This window comes from Paracoccus marinus, from assembly GCF_007018965.1.
Taxonomy (GTDB): domain Bacteria; phylum Pseudomonadota; class Alphaproteobacteria; order Rhodobacterales; family Rhodobacteraceae; genus Paracoccus; species Paracoccus marinus.
In genome coordinates, this window is the sequence record NZ_VJYZ01000020.1 from 1 (window position 1) to 17,736 (window position 17,736).

A 17,736-nucleotide genomic window follows, 5' to 3' on the forward strand; every position below is an offset into this window, starting at 1 on the left:
CTCCGCCCCATGCCCACCCGCGGAGAATGGACCGATCAGATCAGCAGCGGCAGGAGGAGAGCGCCGTGGCGCTTACGGCTGATCCTCGAACCTCATCAGTGCAACTGGCGGCGACCCGTCACGGATCAACATAGCTTTCCATTTTCCGAGCTGAGGCGAGACATCTAGAAGCACGCGGAACCGGCCGTGATTGTCGTCCTTAAGGATCAGGCAGCGCCACTCCCATCTTGCCGAACATGGGCGTGTGTGAGGGTAAAGGCTAAAACGTGGTTGCAAGTCATCATTCCTCCAGCCGGTATCTTTGACCACCTCCTTGCGACATGTCAGATCGGCACGAACGATACTGTGCTTCAACCCACTCCCCCTTGCCCCAAGATCTTGATCTGCGCCGACTGGGAAGCGGTCACCCCATCGACCCGCGGCGCCAGCATTGGCCCGAATGTTACCCAGTCAAGGAAAAACAAAAGCCGCCCCGCGGGCGGCCTGCGTAAACCGCAGATTGTCTCGGTAATTTTGGCTCCGGCGGTAGGGATCGAACCTACGACCAATTGATTAACAGTCAACTGCTCTACCGCTGAGCTACGCCGGAACACGGGGGGCGATGTAGCACCGGGTTTCGGGGGCGTCCAGTGCCATGCGACGAAAATTTGTCACCCGGATGATGCGTCAGGCGGCGTGCCAGATCGCCGTCGAAAGCTGCGCTCCTTCCGCGCGCACGGCCCCCAGATCGCAAAGCGCGATAAGGTGGGCCAAGACGTTGCGGGCGGCGGCCGGCAGCAGTTCGGGCGGCACGTCGTAGATGCGCGCGGCAAGGCCCGCCGGGTCGTCCGGGGCGTCCCGCAGCGCGGCCATGACCTGCGCGGTGCGGGCGCGGCGGTGGGTCGCAAGTTCGGCCAGCCGCGCGGGCGGGTCCGTCACCGCCGGGCCGTGGGCCGGCAGCAGCCGCGCGGGCCCACGCGCCGCCAGCCGGTCGAGCGAGCGCAGGAAGTCGGCCAGGTCCCCCTCGGGCGGCGAGATCAGCGTCGTGGCCCAGGCCATCACCAGATCGCCGCAGAAGATCGTGTCGGTGGCGGCGAAGCTCAGATGGTTTCCCATGTGACCCGGCGTGTGGATGGCCGTCAGGCGCCACTCGGCCGTCTCGACGACCGCGCCGTCGGCAAGCACGATGTCGGGAGCGAAGTCGCGGTCCACGCCCTCGCCGCCCTCTATCCCCTGCCCCGCCAGCCGCGCCATCGTAGGCGAGCGCCCCGCGCCCGCGTCCCCGAATGCCAGCACCGGCGACCCGGTTATCCGCGAAAGCGTCCGCGCGCCGCCGCTGTGGTCAAGATGCGCGTGGGTGACGAGGATGTGGCTGATCCGCCGAGGGCCGCCCGCCGCCACAACGATCGCGTCGAGATGCGCGGGGATGTCGGGCCCGGGGTCGATCACCGCGACCTCGCGCGTGCCCAGAAGAAAGCTGTTCGTCCCCGGCCCCGTCAGGGCCGAGGGGTTGGGGGCAAGGACCACCCGCTCTTTCACCGCATCGCTCATCCGACTAGGCTAGCGGCCGGCGTGAGGGGTTGCCATGGATTTCAGCTGGCTCAAGAAGATGATGCCGAACCGGCTTTACGGGCGGGCGGCGCTGATCCTGTTCCTGCCCGTGGGCGTCGTGTCGCTGGTCGTGACGGTCATGTTCCTGCAGCGCCATTTCGAGGACGTGACGCGGCAGATGACCGACAGCATGGCCTTGGAACTGGCGCTGGTGGCGGACCTTGCCGGCGACCGCTCGCCCCGCTCGCTCGCGGCGGCGAACGCGGTCGCGGCGCCGCTGCGGATCGACCTCGCGGTCGCCGGCGGTCCGGTGCCCGAGCGGCGGACCTTCATCGACTTTTCCGGCCGCGTGGTCATCGCGCGGCTTCACGACCAGCTGCCGCAGGTCACCGGCGTCGATCTGTCCGACCTGCGCCAGGTGCGGGTGTCGCTGGCGGGGTCGGCCGCGGGCGCGCGCCCGCTGCCGGCGATGGTGATGGAGTTTCCGCGCCGCCGCGTCAGCGCCTCGAACCCGCACCAGCTTCTCGTCCTGCTGCTGGGGACGTCGCTGCTGATGACCGGCATCGCCGCGATCTTCCTGCGCAACCAGCTGCGCCCGATCCAGCGCCTCGCCCGCGCGGCCGAGGCGTTCGGGCGCGGGCGGATCGAGCCCTACCGCCCCGCCGGCGCGGTCGAGGTGCGCAGCGCTGGCGCCGCCTTCCTCGACATGCGCAACCGGATCGAGCGGCAGAACGAACAGCGTGCGCTGATGCTGTCGGGCGTGGGGCACGACCTGCGCACGCCGCTGACGCGGCTGAAGCTGGGGCTGTCGATGCTGTCGCCGGACCTGCCACCCGAGCCGGGCGAGATCGCCGACATGGAACGCGACGTGTCCGACCTCAAGCGCCTCGTAGACGCGTTCCTGGACCACGCGCGGGACGCAGCACAGGACGCGCCGGCCGAGCCGCAGCCGGCGCTGCCCTTCGTCACGGCCGTGGTGGCGGACGCCCACCGCGCGGGCCAGAACGTCACTCTGGCCGCGCTGCAGGGCGACGCCGCGGCCGAGGTGACGTTCCGCGCCGACATGCTGCGGCGCGCGCTGGAAAACCTGATCGGGAACGCCGTGCGCTACGGCTCGCGGGCCGAGGTCGAGGCGGCGATAGGCCCGCGCAGCTTCCGCATCTCGGTCGAGGATGACGGCCCCGGGATCCCGCCGGAACGGCGGGACGAGGCGATCCGCCCGTTCACGCGGCTGGACCCCTCGCGCAACCAGGACCGGGGCGGCGGCGTGGGGCTGGGGCTATCGATCGCGGCCGGCGTGGCGCGGGCGCATGGCGGCCAGTTGCGGCTGGTCGATGCGGTGCGCTCAACGGGGCTGCGGGCAGAGATCGTGATCCCGCGCTGACCGCCGGGGCGTCACGCGGCGCCGTAGCCGGTCGTCATTTGTCTTCCAGCGCCACCACGCGGATCGCGCCGCCCGCCGCCGACAGCGCGATCCTGCCTTGCGCCAGCCGGATCGCGTCCTGCCCGAACACCTCGGCCCGCCAGCCGCTGAGCGCCGGCAGGTCGCGCGCCCCGGACGCAAGCGCGTCCAGATCTGCGGACGAGGCGATCAGCCGGGGCGCCACGCCCGCCGCGTCGGCCTTGGCCTTCAGCAGCACGCGCAGCAGCTCGGACAGCGCGGCGTTGCCGGGCTTACCCTCGACCTCGACCGGGGGCTTGGGCAGGTCGGTCGTCTCGACCCCCGCCTTGACCGCGGCGAGGATGCCCTGCGCGATCTCGCCCCGCCGCGCCTCGCGCAGCAGCAGGCGCGAGCGGCCCAGATCCTCGTCGGTCAGCGGCTTGGTGGATGCCAGCTCGATCAGCGCGTCGTCCTTGTAGACGCGGCTGCGCGGCACGTCGCGGGTCTGGGCGTAGGTTTCGCGGAACTTCGCAAGCTCGCGCACGACGGCCAGGAAGCGGGGCGATCCCGACCGGGTGCGGACCCGTTCCCACGCCTCGTCGGGGCGGCTGATATAGGTCTCGGGATCGACCAGCACGCCGGCTTCTTCTGCCACCCAGGCCTCGCGCCCGGTCTTGGCAAGCTGGGCCGCGAGGTATTCGTAGATCGCGCGCAGATGCGTCACGTCGGCCAGCGCATAGGCCGCCTGCACGTCCGACAGCGGCCGGCGCGACCAGTCGGTGAAGCGCGACGACTTGTCGAGGTTGTGGCGCGCGATCCGGCGCACCAGCGTCTCGTAGCCGACCTGTTCGCCGAAACCGGCGACCATCGCCGCGATCTGGGTGTCGAACAGCGGGTCGGGAAAGACGCCCGCGTCGTGGAAGAAGATTTCCAGGTCCTGACGCGCGGCGTGGAACACCTTGACCGTCGCGGTGTGCCGGAAGAGGTCGTAAAGCGGCTCGAGCGACAGCCCGTCGGCCAGGGGGTCGATCAGGACGGCGGGCCCGCCCTCGGACTTCGGCCCGGATGCGGGCGGCAGCGCCATCTGGATCAGGCAGAGCTTGGAATAATAGGTCCGTTCGCGCAGGAACTCGGTGTCGAGCGTGACGTAGGGCTGTTCCTTGGCCAGCGCGCAGAACGCGGCGAGCTCGTCGGTGGTGGTGATCGTTCGGATGTCCTGGGACATGTATGCCTTTCGCATGGGCGGTTCGTCCGCCTTTGCGCCCCGTCTAGGCCGATTTTGGCTGGCTTGCCACAAGCCACGCGATTTTGATGAGCCCGCGTGGCAGCGGCGCGACAGGGCAAAGGCGGCCCGCGTCAGAGCGGCGGCAGGTCCCCCTGCGCGCGGCCCGCGTGAAAATCCGCCACCCAGTCGTCCAGCCGGCCCGCGGCGATCGCGTCGCGCATGCCCTGCATGATCTCCTGAAAGTAATGCAGGTTGTGCCACGTCATCAGCATCGAGGCGATGATCTCGCCCGAACGATAGACGTGGTGCAGGTAGCCGCGCGAATAACCGGTGCAGGCGGGGCAGCTGCAATCGGGATCGAGCGGCCGGGAATCGTCCGCGTGCCGCGCGTTCTTGATGTTGACGACGCCGTGGCGGGTGAACGCCTGGCCCGTGCGCCCCGACCGCGACGGCAGCACGCAGTCCATCATGTCCACGCCGCGCTGGACCGCGCCCACGATGTCGTCGGGCTTGCCGACCCCCATCAGGTAGCGCGGCCGGTCCGCGGGCAGCAGGTCCGGGGCATAGTCGAGAACCTCGAACATCGCCGCCTGCCCTTCACCCACCGCAAGGCCGCCGATGGCGTAGCCGTCAAAGCCGATCCCCCGCAGGGCGGCGGCGCTTTCCTCGCGCAGGTCGCGCAGGACGCCGCCTTGCATGATCCCGAACAGCGCGTGGCCGGGCCGGTCGCCGAACGCGTCGCGCGACCGCTGCGCCCACCGCATCGACAGGCGCATCGCCTCGGCCTGCCGTTCGGGGGTGGCGGGCAACGCGGGGCATTCGTCAAAGGCCATCACGATGTCGGACCCCAGCAGGCGCTGGATCTCCATGCTCGTTTCCGGCGACAGCATGTGCCGCGAGCCGTCCACGTGGCTGGCGAAGGTCACGCCGTCCTCGGTCAGCTTGCGAAGGCTTGCGAGGCTCATCACCTGGAACCCGCCCGAATCGGTCAGGATCGGCCGGTCCCAGTTCATGAACCGGTGCAGCCCGCCCAGCCGCGCCACCCGCTCGGCCCCGGGGCGCAGCATCAGGTGGTAGGTGTTGCCCAGCAGGATGTCGGCCCCGGTCGCGCGAACCGATTCCGGCAGCATCGCCTTGACGGTCGCGGCGGTGCCCACGGGCATGAAGGCGGGTGTCCTGATCTCCCCCCGGGGGGTGGAGATGACGCCGCCGCGCGCCTTGCCGTCGGTCGCGTTCAGGGTGAAGGAAAAGCCCGCCATTGCCAGCCTCGCAGGTGAAAGGCGGGGTCTAGGCCCGGTCGGCTGCGCGCGCAACCGGACGGCAACCGGACGGCTCGACCCTCAGCCCGCCACCGCCCGCAGCAGGCGCTTGCGCGCGGGCGGGATCGCCCGGATCTCGAGCCCGGTAAAGACGTGCAGCGTGTTCAGCTGATGGTCCACGACCGCGTGGTTGCTGACCCAGCCGCCCATCAGCAGGTAGGTCCGCAACAGGGGCGGCATCGCGGCCATGGCCCGACGCGCGTCGGGCTTGCGCCGCCTGAGCAGCCGCCCGAACCGGAACACGTCGGGCGCCTTGACCCGGGGCAGCCAGCGGCGCGGGGCGATGTGGCGCGCGCGCAGCATGGCGAATGCGTCCTCGTAATCCTGCGTCTGCGTTCCCATGAACGACGAGCAGCCGAACAGCAGTTCGACCCCGGTGTCGTCCACGTGCCGGGTCAGCGCGGCCCAGGCCACCCGCAGGATGTCGGGGTCGTGGTGTTCGGGATGGATGCAGAAGCGCCCGATCTCGGCCATCGCGCCGCGAAAGCCGCGCAGCCGCGAGAGGTTGTAGTGCCGCGCGGAATAGCTTTGCCCGATCTCGGCCCCGCTGGGCAGTTGCAGGATGCGGAAACAGGCGACCAGCGCGCCGCTGCGCTGGTCCTCGATCAGGACATGAAGGCAGCGCGTGTCGTGGTCGTCGGCATCAAGCAGCGACGCATCGGCCGCCGCCGCGCTTTCACCACCGCGATTGCCGATGAAGGCCAGCCAGCGCAGCCGTTGCGCGGCCCGCAGATCGTCGTCGCTTTCCGCGACCCGGACCCGATAGCGCCCCTTGTGAAGTCCCAGCATCGCCACCGCCCCTGCAGCCTGCCCCGCGCCCGCGCGTCGTCACGCCGCCGCGCATCTTGTCGCGGATCGTGCGCGGACTATCTTGCATTGGCAAGCAACGGGAACATGTCACATGACCGAAAAGATCACCCGAACCGACGCGGAGTGGCGCGAAATCCTCGATGCGGAGACGTATCGCGTCACCCGGCAGGCCGGGACCGAGCGCCCGTTCTCGCATGAAGGGTTTCCCAAGGGGCCGGGGCATTATGTCTGCGCCTGCTGCGAGGCGACGCTGTTCGACGGCGACCAGAAGTTCGAGAGCTTCTGCGGCTGGCCCAGCTTTTCCCGCGCGGGCGGCAAGATCGACGAGATCCGGGACGTGAGCCACGGCATGGTCCGAACCGAGGTGCGCTGCCACCGCTGCGACGCGCATCTGGGCCACGTCTTTCCCGACGGCCCGCCGCCCACCGGGCTGCGCTACTGCATCAACGGCGTGGCGATCCGGTTCGTGCCGGACGAGGTGGGAGCGTCGTCCGGGGCCGCGGCCGAGGATGCGCCGGGTCAGGCGGGCTGACGCGCCCTCCCCGGCCGTGGCACGCGGTGGCGGCCCGGGGCGGCGGTCCTCACTCGTCCGAGATGATGCTTCCCGCGTCGAAGTTGCCGAGGTTGCCGAGAAGCTGGCCGGCAAGGCTGACGGTGGTCACGCCGGTGTCGGTCACGCGGCTGGACAGGGTGACGACGCGGCCACGCTCCAGCCCGAAGCGCTCGACGTTGGACACGGTCCCGTTCGGGTCGAAGCTGATCGCCACGACCTCGCGGTTGATCTCTTGCGGCTCGAACGCGCCATATGTGCGCCAGCGCGACCCGACATAGTACCACGCCGACCCGGTCAGCAGCCCCTGTGAGCTGGGGCGACCGATCAGCCCTTCCAGATCGCCCTGCGTGGTCTGGCCGACGACGACCTGCGCCAGCTCGTCGTCGGGCGGGACGTAGCCGTGGTTGCGGTACAGCGCCGTGCAGCCCGAAAGCGCCGCGGCGGCGGGAACGGCCAGGGCAAGTGCGATGAACCGTCGCCGTGTTGTCGTCATCCGTGCCCCGTCCCCGTTCGCGCAGACTGATGCTGCATTTTTCCGCGCGATGTTGACTGCGCGGGCCACGCTTAGCAAACTCGGCCAGCCCGCTCAAGAATGTCGCAGGCGGCGCCTGTCGCCACGGTTGGACCGATCCTGGAAGCCGTGGCGAACGAACACCGAAAGGCCCTTGCCCATGTCCGCAAACGATCCTGCCCGCGACGCGTTCGCCCGCCGCCTGCGGGTGTCGCAGCTGAACCCCCGCAGCCCGACCGCGCTGGACCTGGCCCCGAACGCCGAACAGCGCGCGGGGATCGCGGGCGAACTGGGGCTGATCTCGCTGCCGGCGCTTTCGATGACGGGCACCGTCGCGCCCGCCGCGCACGGCACGTGGGAACTGTCGGCGCGGCTGACGGCGCGGGTCGTCCAGCCCTGCGTCGCGACGCTGGACCCGGTCGAGACCGCGATCTCCGAGGATGTCCACCGCATCTATTCGCCGGACGTGACCCCGCCCGATGCCGACGAGACCGAAATGCCGGACGCGGACCTCGAACCTTTGGGCCAGACCATCGACCCCGGCGCGGTGATGATCGAGGCGCTGGCGCTGGCGCTGCCCGAATACCCCCGCAGCAAGGGCGCCGACGCGGCAGCCGCCGAGGGTCCCGCGCCGGACGGGGACGGCGATGGCGATACCCGCCGCCCGTTCGCGGGACTGGCCGACCTGCTCGCCGGGAAGCCCAAGGGCTGAGGGCGCGCGCCTTCGCCTCCCCCGGCCGCAATGGCGTGAGCGCCGCCCTTTGTCCTTGCGGCGCGGGGCAATGTGCCGTATCTGCGCGGTTCGATTGCAAACACTCCGCGGGGCCCATGCGCGCGCCCCATAACTATCGAAGGTTTCGACATGGCCGTCCCACAGAACCGAGTAACCCGGTCCCGCCGCGACCAGCGCCGTTCGCACGATGCGCTGACCGCCGGCAACCCCAACGAATGCCCGAGCTGCGGCGAGCTGAAGCGCCCGCACCACGTCTGCCCGTCCTGCGGCCACTACGCCGACCGCGAAGTCGTGGCGCAAGCGACCACCGAAGTGGACGACGACGCGGCCTGAGCCGCCGCGACGCCGCTTCAGGTCGCCGGCCGCAAGGCCGGGCGACGTTGATCCGGCCCGATTTCTTCAGCTTGGCAGCGGGTTAAGATGGCCACTTCGCGCATGGCGGAACCGACCGACGGGGGCGAACGCCCTGGCAGCGTGGTCATATCCGTCGATGCGATGGGGGGCGATCGCGGCCCTGCGACCGTCGTCGCCGGCATCGCCGCGAGCGCCGACAAGAACCCCGAGATCCGGTTCATCGTCCACGGCCCCGAGCCCGAGCTGCGCCGCCTGATCGGCCGCCGCAAGGGGCTGGCCGAACGCTGCGACATCCGCCACGCGGCCGGTGTCGTGACCATGCACGACAAGCCGAGCCAGGTGATCCGCAGCGCGCAGGACACCTCGATGTGGTCGGCCATCGAATCGGTCCGCGCGGGCGAGGCCACGGTGGCCGTCAGCTGCGGCAACACCGGCGCGCTGATGGCGCTGTCGATGCTGCGCCTGCGCAAGCTGCCCGGCGTGAACCGGCCGGCGATCGCCTGCCTGTGGCCCTCGCGCAATCCGCAGGGGTTCAACGTGGTGCTGGATTGCGGCGCCGACATCCGCGCCGACGCCCCCGACCTTCTGCAATACGCGATGATGGGCGCGAGCTATGCCCGCAACGGCCTTGGGGTCGAGCGTCCGCGCGTGGGCCTGCTGAACGTGGGCACAGAGGAACACAAGGGCCGGGGCGAGCTGAAGCTGGCTCACGAGCTGATCGAGGGCGCGGCCGCGGACGGCGGCTTCGACTATGTGGGCTTCGTCGAGGGCGGCGACATCATGGGCGCGCGCGTTGATGTGATCGTCACGGACGGTTTCACCGGCAACATTGCATTGAAGACAGGGGAAGGGACGGCCAAGCTTGTGGGCGACTTCCTGAAAGAGGCGTTCGAAAACTCCGTCATGTCCAAGTTCGCAGCCCTTCTCGCCATGTCGTCGCTCAAGCGCCTGCAAAAGCGGATCGACCCGCGCCGGGTGAACGGCGGCCTGTTCCTGGGCCTGAACGGCACGGTGGTGAAGTCGCACGGCTCGGCCGACGAGACGGGGATTTCGGCGGCGATCAAGCTGGCGTTCCAGCTGGCGCGGGCGGGGTTCCAGGACCGGCTGGCCGCGCGGGTGGCGCAGGCCGCCCCCGCCGCCTCGGCGTCGCTCGCGTCCGACGCGCCGACTGGAACCGCACCGACCGGGCTCGCGTCGTGACCGCGGCCGGACAGCAGGGTTCCGTGCGGCGGGCCGTCGTTCGCGGCACCGGCCACTACCTGCCCGAGCGCGTGGTGGACAACGACTTCTTCGCGCAGACGCTGGATACCTCGGACGAATGGATCCGGTCGCGCACCGGGATCGAGCGGCGCCACTTCGCAGCCGACGACCAGCGCACGAGCGATCTCGCCATCGCCGCCGCCCGCGCGGCGCTCGACAATGCCGGGATGCAGGCGGACCAGATCGACGCGATCGTCCTTGCGACATCGACCCCCGACTTCACCTTTCCGTCCGTGGCCACGATGGTGCAGGCGGGGCTTGGCATGACGCGCGGCTTCGCGTTCGACGTGCAGGCCGTCTGCGCGGGGTTCGTGTTCGCGCTGGCGAACGCCGACGGGCTGATCCGGTCGGGCCAGGCCGACCGGGTGCTGGTGATCGGGGCCGAAACCTTCAGCCGCATCATGGACTGGACCGACCGCGGCACCTGCGTCCTGTTCGGCGACGGCGCGGGCGCGGTGGTGCTTGAGGTCGCGGACGGCGACGGCAGCAGCGACGACCGCGGCATCCTTTCCACCGACCTCAACAGCGACGGCCGCTACAAGGACCTGCTGCACGTCGATGGCGGCGTCGGCTCGACCGGGACCGCCGGCGTCCTGCGGATGCAGGGCAACCTCGTCTTCCGCCACGCCGTCGAAAAGCTTGCCGACACCGCGCATCGCGCGCTCGACAAGGCGGGGCTGGATTCGGACGACGTAGACTGGCTGGTGCCGCATCAGGCGAACCTGCGCATCATCTCGGCCACCGCGCAGAAGATGCAGCTGCCGATGGAAAAGGTCGTGCTGACCGTGGCCGACCACGGCAACACCTCGGCCGCGTCGATCCCGCTGGCGCTGTCGGTCGCGGACCGGCAGGGCAAGTTCCAGGAAGGCGACGTGGTCGTGGCCGAGGGCATTGGCGGCGGGCTCAGCTGGGGCAGCGTCGTCCTGCGCTGGTAGGGGCGCCTATTTCAGCTGACTGTCCTTCGATCCGCGCCGGTTGATCCCGCCCGCAGGCGCACGCCGCTTGTCCTGCTCGCTCGCGCAGTCCAGGCACACCCTCACGCCTGGCAACGCCGCGCGACGCGGCTCGGGGATCGGCTCGCCGCATTCGGCGCAGTCGCGCAGGCTTTCGCCCGCGGGCTGCCTGCGCCGCGCGCGGGCCAGCGCCTCTTGCGTGCTCACCTCGATCTGGTCGTTCACGGCGCCGTCCTGCGCCCATCCGCCAGCCATGTCACACCTCATCATTGCTTCACGCATAGGTGGTGACGACGCGTAAGCTTTCCAAGCGGTGCGGGAAATCGCTGCAATATCAGCGTGCGCCGGAACGATGCGGCGGGTGGTGCCGTTGACTCGCGCAGGGCCAACCCTCATGCTGCCTCCATTCGAAAGGCAATTTTTTATGAGTGAGAAGACAGTCACCCGCATGGATCTGGCCGAATCCGTCTTCCGCGAGGTGGGCCTGTCCCGCCACGAATCCGCGCAGATGGTGGAAAGCGTGCTGGATCATATTTCCGACGCGCTGGTCCGGGGCGAACAGGTCAAGATCTCGTCGTTCGGCACGTTTTCCGTCCGCGACAAGAACGAGCGGATCGGCCGCAACCCCAAGACCGGGGAAGAGGTGCCGATCACGCCGCGCCGCGTCCTGTCATTCCGCCCCTCGCACCTGATGAAGGAACGCGTGGCGGCCGGAAACAAACGCTAGGCATGCAAAAGGCCCCCGACGCCTTCCGTTCGATCGGAGAGGTGGCCCAGCTCGTCGGCGTCGCGCCGCACGTGCTGCGATACTGGGAAGCGCAGTTTCCCCAACTGTCGCCCGTCAAGCGCGCCGACGGCCGCCGGTATTACCGGCCCGAGGACGTGCAGCTTGCCGCCGGCCTGTGCGAGGTCATGCGCGAGGAAGGTCTGACCATCCGCGGCGCCAAGCGGCTGATCGCGATGGACCGCGGCGCGGCGCTGCGCCAGCGGGGCGAACGGCGCCTGGGGGAACAGATCGGCGGTACGCGGACGCCGAAGCCGCGATCCTCGCGCAAGACACAAGACAAGACACCCGACAAGGCGGCGGGCAAGCTGCCCGCCAAGGCGGCGAAACCCGCCGCGCCCTTGCCGCTGGCCGGTGCGACGGCCGCCGGACCCCCCACGGTGACGGCGACGGCCACGGCGGCGGGCACGGGCAAGCCCGCGGCAGCCGACGCGCCCCGCCGCGCGCGGCCGGACGCCCCCGCCCGCGCCCACACGGCACCCCCTCCGCAGTCGTCCGCGCGTGACCTGCCCCTGTTCACCCTGCCGGGCGACGATCCGCCCGCGTGGTCATGGCTCGCGCGCCTGACCGCCACCGCGAGCCACCTGCGCAGCCGCGCCCAGTCCCTGCCGCCCGAGGCGCGGCCGCTTGTCGCCCGCCTGCGCGCCGCGCGGACGCGCTGAGGGGCGCGCGGGTCGCCCCTGCCCCGCGCGGCAAATGCACCCGGCCATCCCGGCGGCCGCGCGACATTTTCCGGACGCGTCCCCTTGTGCAGCGCAAAGGCTTCGATCTATATGGCCGGCGTCGGGCCGTGGCGCAGTCTGGTTAGCGCGTCCGTCTGGGGGGCGGAAGGCCGCGAGTTCGAATCTCGCCGGCCCGACCATCATGAAACCGCCCGCCCCCGTTGGCGGGCGGTTTCATCGTTCAGGGTTCGCCCGGACGAGCTTTCCCGCACCGGGAACACGGTGGGAATGAGGGGGATCATGGCCGGCGTTCTTCCTGACCGCGACCTTCGTCGCCTGATCGACGCGGGCGCCATTCGCGCCGACGTTCCGTTCACCGAAGGCCAGGTCCAGCCCGCAAGCCTCGACCTCAGGCTCGGCACGACCGCGTGGCGCGTGCGCGCGTCGTTCCTGTCGGGCAAGGGCCGCACGGTGGCGGAACGCCTGCCGGGGTTCGAGATGCACCGGATGGACCTCAGCGGGGGCGCGGTTCTGGAAAAGGGCTGCGTCTATCTGGTCCCGCTGGCCGAACGGATCGCGCTGCCCCAAGGGGTCGAAGGGGTCGCCAACGCCAAGTCCTCGACCGGGCGGCTGGACCTGCTGACCCGCCTCGTCACCGACGACGGGACCGAGTTCGACCGCCTGCCCGAAGGCTATGACGGCCCGCTTTACGCCGAGATCTGCCCGCGCAGCTTTTCCGTCCTCGTCCGCCCGGGCATGCGCCTTAACCAGCTGCGGCTGCGGGCCGGACACGCCGTGCTGGACGACGTCGAGCTTGCGGCGCTTCACGCCCGCACCCCGCTGGTGGGCGGGGCGCCGCCGCTGATCGACGGGGGCCTGGGCTTTTCGGTCGATCTGCAGCCCGCGACGGGCGATCTCGTCGGCTACCGCGCCCGGCCGCATACCGGCGTCGTGGACCTTGACCGGATCGCCGCCTACGACGCGCGCGATTTCTGGGATCCGCTGCATTCGACCGACGGGCGGCTGATCCTCGATCCCGGCGCCTTCTACATTCTCGTCAGCCGCGAGGCGGTGACGATCCCGCCCGACCACGCCGCCGAGATGTCGCCCTATCTCGCCATGGTGGGGGAGTTCCGGGTTCACTACGCGGGCTTCTTCGACCCCGGCTTCGGCCATGGCGCGGCCGGCACGGGCGCGCGCGGCGTTCTCGAGGTGCGCTGTCACGAGGCGCCGTTCGCGCTGGAACACGGGCAGGTCGTGGGACGCCTGATCTACGAACGGATGCAGTCCGCGCCCGAGCGGCTTTACGGCACCGGGATCGCGTCGAACTATCAGGGACAGGGGCTGAAGCTCGCCAAGCAGTTCCGCTGACGCGGGGCAGCGGACGCGGATACAGCGGTCTTGGGCGCTTTCCATCGCCGCCGTTCCACGCCACGATGCGCCGTTATCAGCAAAGGCCGCCCGCACGTGAACGACGCATCCCCCGCCCTGGCCGAGATCGCCCACGCGCGCGGCATCCACAAGACCTATCACACGCCGGGCGGCGAGGTTCCGGTGCTGCGCGGCGTGGACCTGTCGGTGCGCCGGGGCGAAAGCGTGGCGATCACAGGCGAATCCGGCAGCGGGAAAAGCACCCTCCTGCACCTGATCGGCGGCCTCGATGCGCCCGACGACGGCGCGCTGTCGGTGCTGGGCACCGACCTGCGCGCGGCCGACGACACGGCCCGCGCGACGCTGCGCCGCAACGGCATCGGCATGATCTTCCAACAGTTCAACCTGATCCCGTCGCTCGACGTACGCGCGAATCTCGGGTTCCAGGCCCGGCTCGCCGGCCGGTTCGACGCCGCGCGGGCCGAGACGCTGGCCCGCGATCTGGGCCTCTCCGCGCTTCTGGGCCGCTACCCCGAACAGCTTTCGGGCGGCCAGCAGCAGCGCGTGGCGATCGGCCGCGCGCTTGCCGGGAACCCGCCCTTGGTGCTGGCCGACGAGCCGACCGGCAATCTTGACGAGGCGACGGGCGACGCGGTGGCGCAGCTGATGCTGGCGCTGGTGCGGCAGCGGGGCAGCGCGCTGGTCCTTGTGACCCACTCCGCGCGGCTGGCGGATCTGTGCGACCGCCGGGTCCACCTGCGCGCCGGGCGGCTCGCGTGACGACGGGGCGGCTCGCGCGCTGGCGGCTGGTGCTGGGGGCGCTGGTGTCCCACTGGATGCGGCGGCCGCTTCAACTGGCGATGCTGCTGGCGGGGCTGATGCTGGCGACCGCGCTGTGGTCCGGGGTGCAGGCCGTCAACGCCGAGGCGCGGGCGAGCTATGCCACCGCCGCCGATCGGCTGGGCACGGGCGCCCTGCCCCGGCTGGAGCCGGCAGGGGGGCAGGCGCTGACGACCGCCGACTTCGTGGCGCTGCGGCGCGCCGGCTGGCAGGTGTCGCCGGTGGTCGAGGGGCGGCTGCGGAACGGCACCGCGCGCGTGTCGCTGCTGGGGATCGAGCCGGTGACGCGGCTGGGCCTGACGCCCGCAGCAAACGACGGCGGGGATGCCAGCGCCGGGCCGGGTCCGCAGGCGGACCTCGGCGCCTTCATCACCCCGCCCGGTCAGGGCTACGCCACGGCCGCCACCGCGCGGGCGCTGGACGGGGCCGACCTGCGCGGGCTCGCCATCGTCATCGACGCCGATGCGCCGCCGAACACGCTGATCGTGGACGTGGGCATCGCGCAAGGGCTTTTGGGGATGGGCGAGAACCTGACGGCGCTCGTCGCCGCGACGGCGCAGCCGCCCGGCGCGCCGCCGCTCGACCGGATCGCGCCGCATCTCACCCTCAGCGACCCGCAGGCCGGATCGGCCGCCGATCCCGCCGCGCTGACCGACAGCTTCCACCTGAACCTGACCGCCTTCGCGCTTCTCAGCTTCATCGTCGGGCTGTTCATCACCCAGTCGGCCGTCGGCCTCGCGTTCGAGCAGCGCGGGGGCGTGCTGCGGACCCTGCGCGCGCTCGGCGTGCCCCGGGCCGAGGTGCTGGCGTTGATGGCCGCCGAACTGGCGGTCGCGGCCCTTGTCGCGGGGGCGGCGGGGATCGTGCTGGGCTGGGCGATGGCGGCGGCGCTGATGCCCGGGGTCGCCGCGACCCTGTCGGGGCTATACGGCGCGGATGTCGCCGGATCGCTGCAACTGCGGCCCGGCTGGGTGCTGTCGGGGCTGGGGATGGCGCTGGCGGGCACCGCGCTTGCGGGTGCGCGCGGCCTGATTCAGACGGCGCGGATGCCGCTGCTGGCGGCCGGGATGGCGGCGCCCTGGGCGCAGGCGACCGCGCGCGGCCTGCGGCTGCAGGTGATCGCCGCGGGCGTGCTGGTGCTGGCGCTACCCCTCTGCCTCGCAGTGGGAGGCCTGGTCGGCGGCTTCGCGGCGCTTGCCTGCGGGCTTCTGGCGGCCGCGCTGGTGCTGCCTGCGGTCCTCGACGCTGTACTGCGGCTTGCGGCGACGCGGGCGCGGGGCGTCCTCACCGGCTGGTTCGTCGCGGACACGCGCCAGCAGCTTGGCGGACTGTCGCTCGCGCTCATGGCGCTGATGCTGGCGCTGGCCGCGAATATCGGTGTCGGCACCATGGTCGGCAGCTTCCGGTCCACCTTCACCGGCTGGCTGGACCAGCGCCTGTCGGCCGAGCTTTACGTCACCGCGCGGACCGAGGATGAGGGCCGCGCCATCCGCGACTGGCTGGCCACCCGCGCCGACGCGATCCTGCCGATCTGGAACGCCGAGGCGAGCCTTGCGGGCCAGCCCGGCCGCATCTACGGCGTCGCGGATGATCCGACCTACCGCGACAACTGGCCGCTTCTGGCGGCGGCGCCCGGCTTGTGGGACAGCCTTGCCGAAGGGCGCGCGGTGCTGGTGAACGAGCAGCTGTCGCGGCGCGCGGGGCTGGATATCGGCGACCGCATCGACCTGCCGGGCGGGGCGCTGCCGATCGCGGGCGTCTATTCCGATTACGGTAACCCCAGCCCGCAGGTGATGATGGGGCTGGACGACTTCGGCCACCGCTTTCCCGACGCGCCCCGGCTTTATCAGGCGGTCAGGGTCGCGCCCGACCGGGCGGGTGCGCTGGCGGCCGGGCTCGCCGACCGCTTCGACCTGCCCGCCAGCGCCATCGTGGACCAGTCGCAGGCCAAGCGGGTGTCGCTGCAGATCTTCGAGCGGACCTTTGCCGTGACGGCGGCGCTGAACGTGCTGACGCTCGCGGTGGCCGGGATCGCGCTGCTGACCGGGCTGCTGACGCTCGCGTCGATCCGGCTGCCGCAGCTGGCGCCGGTCTGGGCCGCGGGCATCCCGCGCAGGCGGCTGGCGCGGCTGGACCTGCTGCGGACGCTGCTGCTTGCGGTCGCCACGGGCGCGTTCGCGGTGCCGGTGGGCCTGGGGCTTGCGTGGATGCTGCTGGCGGTCGTCAATGTCGAGGCGTTCGGCTGGCGCCTGCCGATGGATGTCTCGGTCCCGCTGCTCGCGCGGCTCGGCGCGGCCTCGGTCCTGACCGCGCTGGCGGCGGGAGCGCTGCCGGCCCTGCGGCTCGCGCGGATCACGCCGGGGCAGCTGTTGAGGGTGTTTGCCGATGAACGCTAGACGCGCGGGCCTTGTCGCGGCGCTGCTGCTGGCCGCCCTGCCCGGCGCGGCGCAGGAACGCGGCTTTGCCGGTCTGGGCGGCGACAACGCGGGCTACGCCCTGCCCGACCGGGCGCGCGGCCTGACCTTTCCGCGCGACCACGGCGCGCACGAAGATTTCCGCATCGAATGGTGGTACCTGACCGCGAACCTGCGCGGCGAGGACGGGCGCGACTACGGCGTCCAGTGGACGCTGTTCCGGTCGGCGCTCGCGCCCGAAGGGCCGCTTCAGGGATGGGCCGCGCCGCAGGCGTGGATGGCCCACGCCGCCGCCACCTCGCCCGACGGGCACCACTTTGCCGAACGGTTCGGACGCGGCGGCATCGGCCAGGCGGGCGTGACGGCCGCGCCGTTCGCGGCGTGGATCGACGACTGGCAGATGGCGGCGCCCGAAGGTGCCGCCGGAATCGACCGGCTGCGCGTCACGGCGCGGGGTGGCGATTTCGGCTATGACCTTTCCGCGACCGCCCACGGACCGCTGGTTGCGCACGGGCAGAACGGCTTCTCGGTCAAGAGCGCGAGCGGCCAGGCAAGCCACTACTACAGCCAGCCCTTCTACGACATCGAGGGGACGCTGGCCCTGCCGGGGGGCGAGGTGAAGGTGGCGGGTCAGGCGTGGCTTGACCGGGAATGGTCGTCGCAACCGCTGGACCGAAGCCAGCGGGGGTGGGACTGGATCGCGCTGCACCTGGATGACGGGCGCAAGCTGATGGCGGCGCAGGTGCGCGGCGACGCGCCGTTTCTGTTCGGAAGCCTGATCGCCCCGGACGGGACGGTGCAGCCGCTGCGTCAGGGCGACCTGATGCTGGACGCCGGACGCGGCTCGCCGCCGACACGCTGGCGGGTGCGGGTCCCCGGCGCGGGGATCGACGTGACGATCGACGCGGTGAACCCCGACAGCGGCATGGCGACCAGCGTGCCTTATTGGGAAGGACCGGTCACGGTCGAGGGGTCGTCCAGGGGGCGCGGCTATCTCGAAATGACCGGCTATCCCGCGCGCTGAGGCGTATCCGGG

General features: G+C 71.1%; 18 protein-coding genes and 2 tRNA genes. 13 read left to right on the forward strand and 7 right to left on the reverse strand.

Annotated elements, in window-relative coordinates:
* Window positions 1-514: 514 nt before the first annotated feature.
* Together FNF32_RS10240 and FNF32_RS10245 are read right to left on the reverse strand one after the other, a co-directional pair.
* Window positions 515-589, reverse strand: a tRNA-Asn gene (locus tag FNF32_RS10240).
* 77 nt (window positions 590-666) lie between these two features.
* Window positions 667-1,530, reverse strand: a complete 864-nt coding sequence (locus FNF32_RS10245) for an MBL fold metallo-hydrolase (RefSeq protein WP_131675365.1) — start codon at window positions 1,528-1,530, stop codon at window positions 667-669.
* A gap of 34 nt (window positions 1,531-1,564) precedes the next feature.
* Here FNF32_RS10245 and FNF32_RS10250 point away from each other — a divergent pair, with 34 nt between their 5' ends.
* Window positions 1,565-2,914 carry a sensor histidine kinase gene (locus FNF32_RS10250; RefSeq protein ID WP_143796624.1) on the forward strand — a complete coding sequence of 450 codons (1,350 nt, stop codon included), beginning with the start codon at window positions 1,565-1,567 and terminating at the stop codon, window positions 2,912-2,914.
* A 34-nt stretch (window positions 2,915-2,948) separates the two neighbouring features.
* Here FNF32_RS10250 and rnd read toward each other — a convergent pair whose 3' ends face one another.
* The 3 genes from rnd to FNF32_RS10265 all read right to left on the reverse strand — a co-directional run bounded on the left by rnd (window position 2,949) and on the right by FNF32_RS10265 (window position 6,244).
* Window positions 2,949-4,136, reverse strand: a complete 1,188-nt coding sequence (gene rnd, locus FNF32_RS10255) for a ribonuclease D (protein ID WP_246087776.1) — start codon at window positions 4,134-4,136, stop codon at window positions 2,949-2,951.
* 131 nt (window positions 4,137-4,267) lie between these two features.
* Window positions 4,268-5,395 (reverse strand): tRNA guanosine(34) transglycosylase Tgt, encoded by a 1,128-nt coding sequence (tgt, locus tag FNF32_RS10260; RefSeq protein WP_131675362.1) that lies wholly within the window; start codon window positions 5,393-5,395, stop codon window positions 4,268-4,270.
* An 81-nt stretch (window positions 5,396-5,476) separates the two neighbouring features.
* Window positions 5,477-6,244 (reverse strand): GNAT family N-acetyltransferase, encoded by a 768-nt coding sequence (locus FNF32_RS10265; protein ID WP_131675361.1) that lies wholly within the window; start codon window positions 6,242-6,244, stop codon window positions 5,477-5,479.
* Window positions 6,245-6,356: 112 nt separating this feature from the next.
* Here FNF32_RS10265 and msrB point away from each other — a divergent pair, with 112 nt between their 5' ends.
* Window positions 6,357-6,797 carry a peptide-methionine (R)-S-oxide reductase MsrB gene (gene msrB / locus FNF32_RS10270; RefSeq protein WP_131675360.1) on the forward strand — a complete coding sequence of 147 codons (441 nt, stop codon included), beginning with the start codon at window positions 6,357-6,359 and terminating at the stop codon, window positions 6,795-6,797.
* 49 nt (window positions 6,798-6,846) lie between these two features.
* Here msrB and FNF32_RS10275 read toward each other — a convergent pair whose 3' ends face one another.
* Window positions 6,847-7,311 (reverse strand): outer membrane protein assembly factor BamE, encoded by a 465-nt coding sequence (locus tag FNF32_RS10275; RefSeq protein ID WP_131675359.1) that lies wholly within the window; start codon window positions 7,309-7,311, stop codon window positions 6,847-6,849.
* A 178-nt stretch (window positions 7,312-7,489) separates the two neighbouring features.
* Here FNF32_RS10275 and FNF32_RS10280 point away from each other — a divergent pair, with 178 nt between their 5' ends.
* The 4 genes from FNF32_RS10280 to FNF32_RS10295 all read left to right on the forward strand — a co-directional run bounded on the left by FNF32_RS10280 (window position 7,490) and on the right by FNF32_RS10295 (window position 10,611).
* Complete coding sequence (locus tag FNF32_RS10280; RefSeq protein WP_131675358.1) at window positions 7,490-8,041, forward strand: YceD family protein; 552 nt, start codon at window positions 7,490-7,492, stop codon at window positions 8,039-8,041.
* A gap of 150 nt (window positions 8,042-8,191) precedes the next feature.
* Complete coding sequence (gene rpmF / locus FNF32_RS10285) at window positions 8,192-8,395, forward strand: 50S ribosomal protein L32 (protein WP_131675357.1); 204 nt, start codon at window positions 8,192-8,194, stop codon at window positions 8,393-8,395.
* A 102-nt stretch (window positions 8,396-8,497) separates the two neighbouring features.
* Window positions 8,498-9,616 (forward strand): phosphate acyltransferase PlsX, encoded by a 1,119-nt coding sequence (gene plsX, locus FNF32_RS10290; protein ID WP_185961925.1) that lies wholly within the window; start codon window positions 8,498-8,500, stop codon window positions 9,614-9,616.
* A 23-nt stretch (window positions 9,617-9,639) separates the two neighbouring features.
* Complete coding sequence (locus FNF32_RS10295; RefSeq protein WP_131675366.1) at window positions 9,640-10,611, forward strand: beta-ketoacyl-ACP synthase III; 972 nt, start codon at window positions 9,640-9,642, stop codon at window positions 10,609-10,611.
* Between the two features lie 6 nt (window positions 10,612-10,617).
* Here the strand turns inward: FNF32_RS10295 and FNF32_RS10300 are convergent, their stop codons facing one another.
* The gene (locus FNF32_RS10300) at window positions 10,618-10,884 is read right to left on the reverse strand and encodes a DksA/TraR family C4-type zinc finger protein (RefSeq protein ID WP_131675355.1); all 267 of its coding nucleotides are present in this window, start codon (window positions 10,882-10,884) and stop codon (window positions 10,618-10,620) included.
* A 169-nt stretch (window positions 10,885-11,053) separates the two neighbouring features.
* Here FNF32_RS10300 and ihfA point away from each other — a divergent pair, with 169 nt between their 5' ends.
* The 7 genes from ihfA (at window position 11,054) to FNF32_RS10335 (ending at window position 17,724) form a co-directional block, all read left to right on the forward strand.
* Window positions 11,054-11,356 carry an integration host factor subunit alpha gene (gene ihfA / locus FNF32_RS10305; protein WP_131675354.1) on the forward strand — a complete coding sequence of 101 codons (303 nt, stop codon included), beginning with the start codon at window positions 11,054-11,056 and terminating at the stop codon, window positions 11,354-11,356.
* 2 nt (window positions 11,357-11,358) lie between these two features.
* Window positions 11,359-12,075 (forward strand): MerR family transcriptional regulator, encoded by a 717-nt coding sequence (locus tag FNF32_RS15640; protein ID WP_246087777.1) that lies wholly within the window; start codon window positions 11,359-11,361, stop codon window positions 12,073-12,075.
* 122 nt (window positions 12,076-12,197) lie between these two features.
* A tRNA-Pro gene (locus tag FNF32_RS10315) sits at window positions 12,198-12,275 on the forward strand.
* A gap of 100 nt (window positions 12,276-12,375) precedes the next feature.
* Window positions 12,376-13,446, forward strand: coding sequence for a 2'-deoxycytidine 5'-triphosphate deaminase (locus tag FNF32_RS10320; protein WP_185961926.1), 1,071 nt, complete (start codon window positions 12,376-12,378; stop codon window positions 13,444-13,446).
* A gap of 96 nt (window positions 13,447-13,542) precedes the next feature.
* Complete coding sequence (locus FNF32_RS10325) at window positions 13,543-14,226, forward strand: ABC transporter ATP-binding protein (protein ID WP_246087778.1); 684 nt, start codon at window positions 13,543-13,545, stop codon at window positions 14,224-14,226.
* Between the two features lie 56 nt (window positions 14,227-14,282).
* Window positions 14,283-16,682 (forward strand): FtsX-like permease family protein, encoded by a 2,400-nt coding sequence (locus FNF32_RS10330; RefSeq protein ID WP_131674434.1) that lies wholly within the window; start codon window positions 14,283-14,285, stop codon window positions 16,680-16,682.
* Window positions 16,672-17,724, forward strand: a complete 1,053-nt coding sequence (locus tag FNF32_RS10335) for a lipocalin-like domain-containing protein (protein ID WP_131674427.1) — start codon at window positions 16,672-16,674, stop codon at window positions 17,722-17,724. The genes FNF32_RS10330 and FNF32_RS10335 overlap by 11 nt, the downstream gene beginning before the upstream one ends.
* Window positions 17,725-17,736 lie beyond the last annotated feature (12 nt).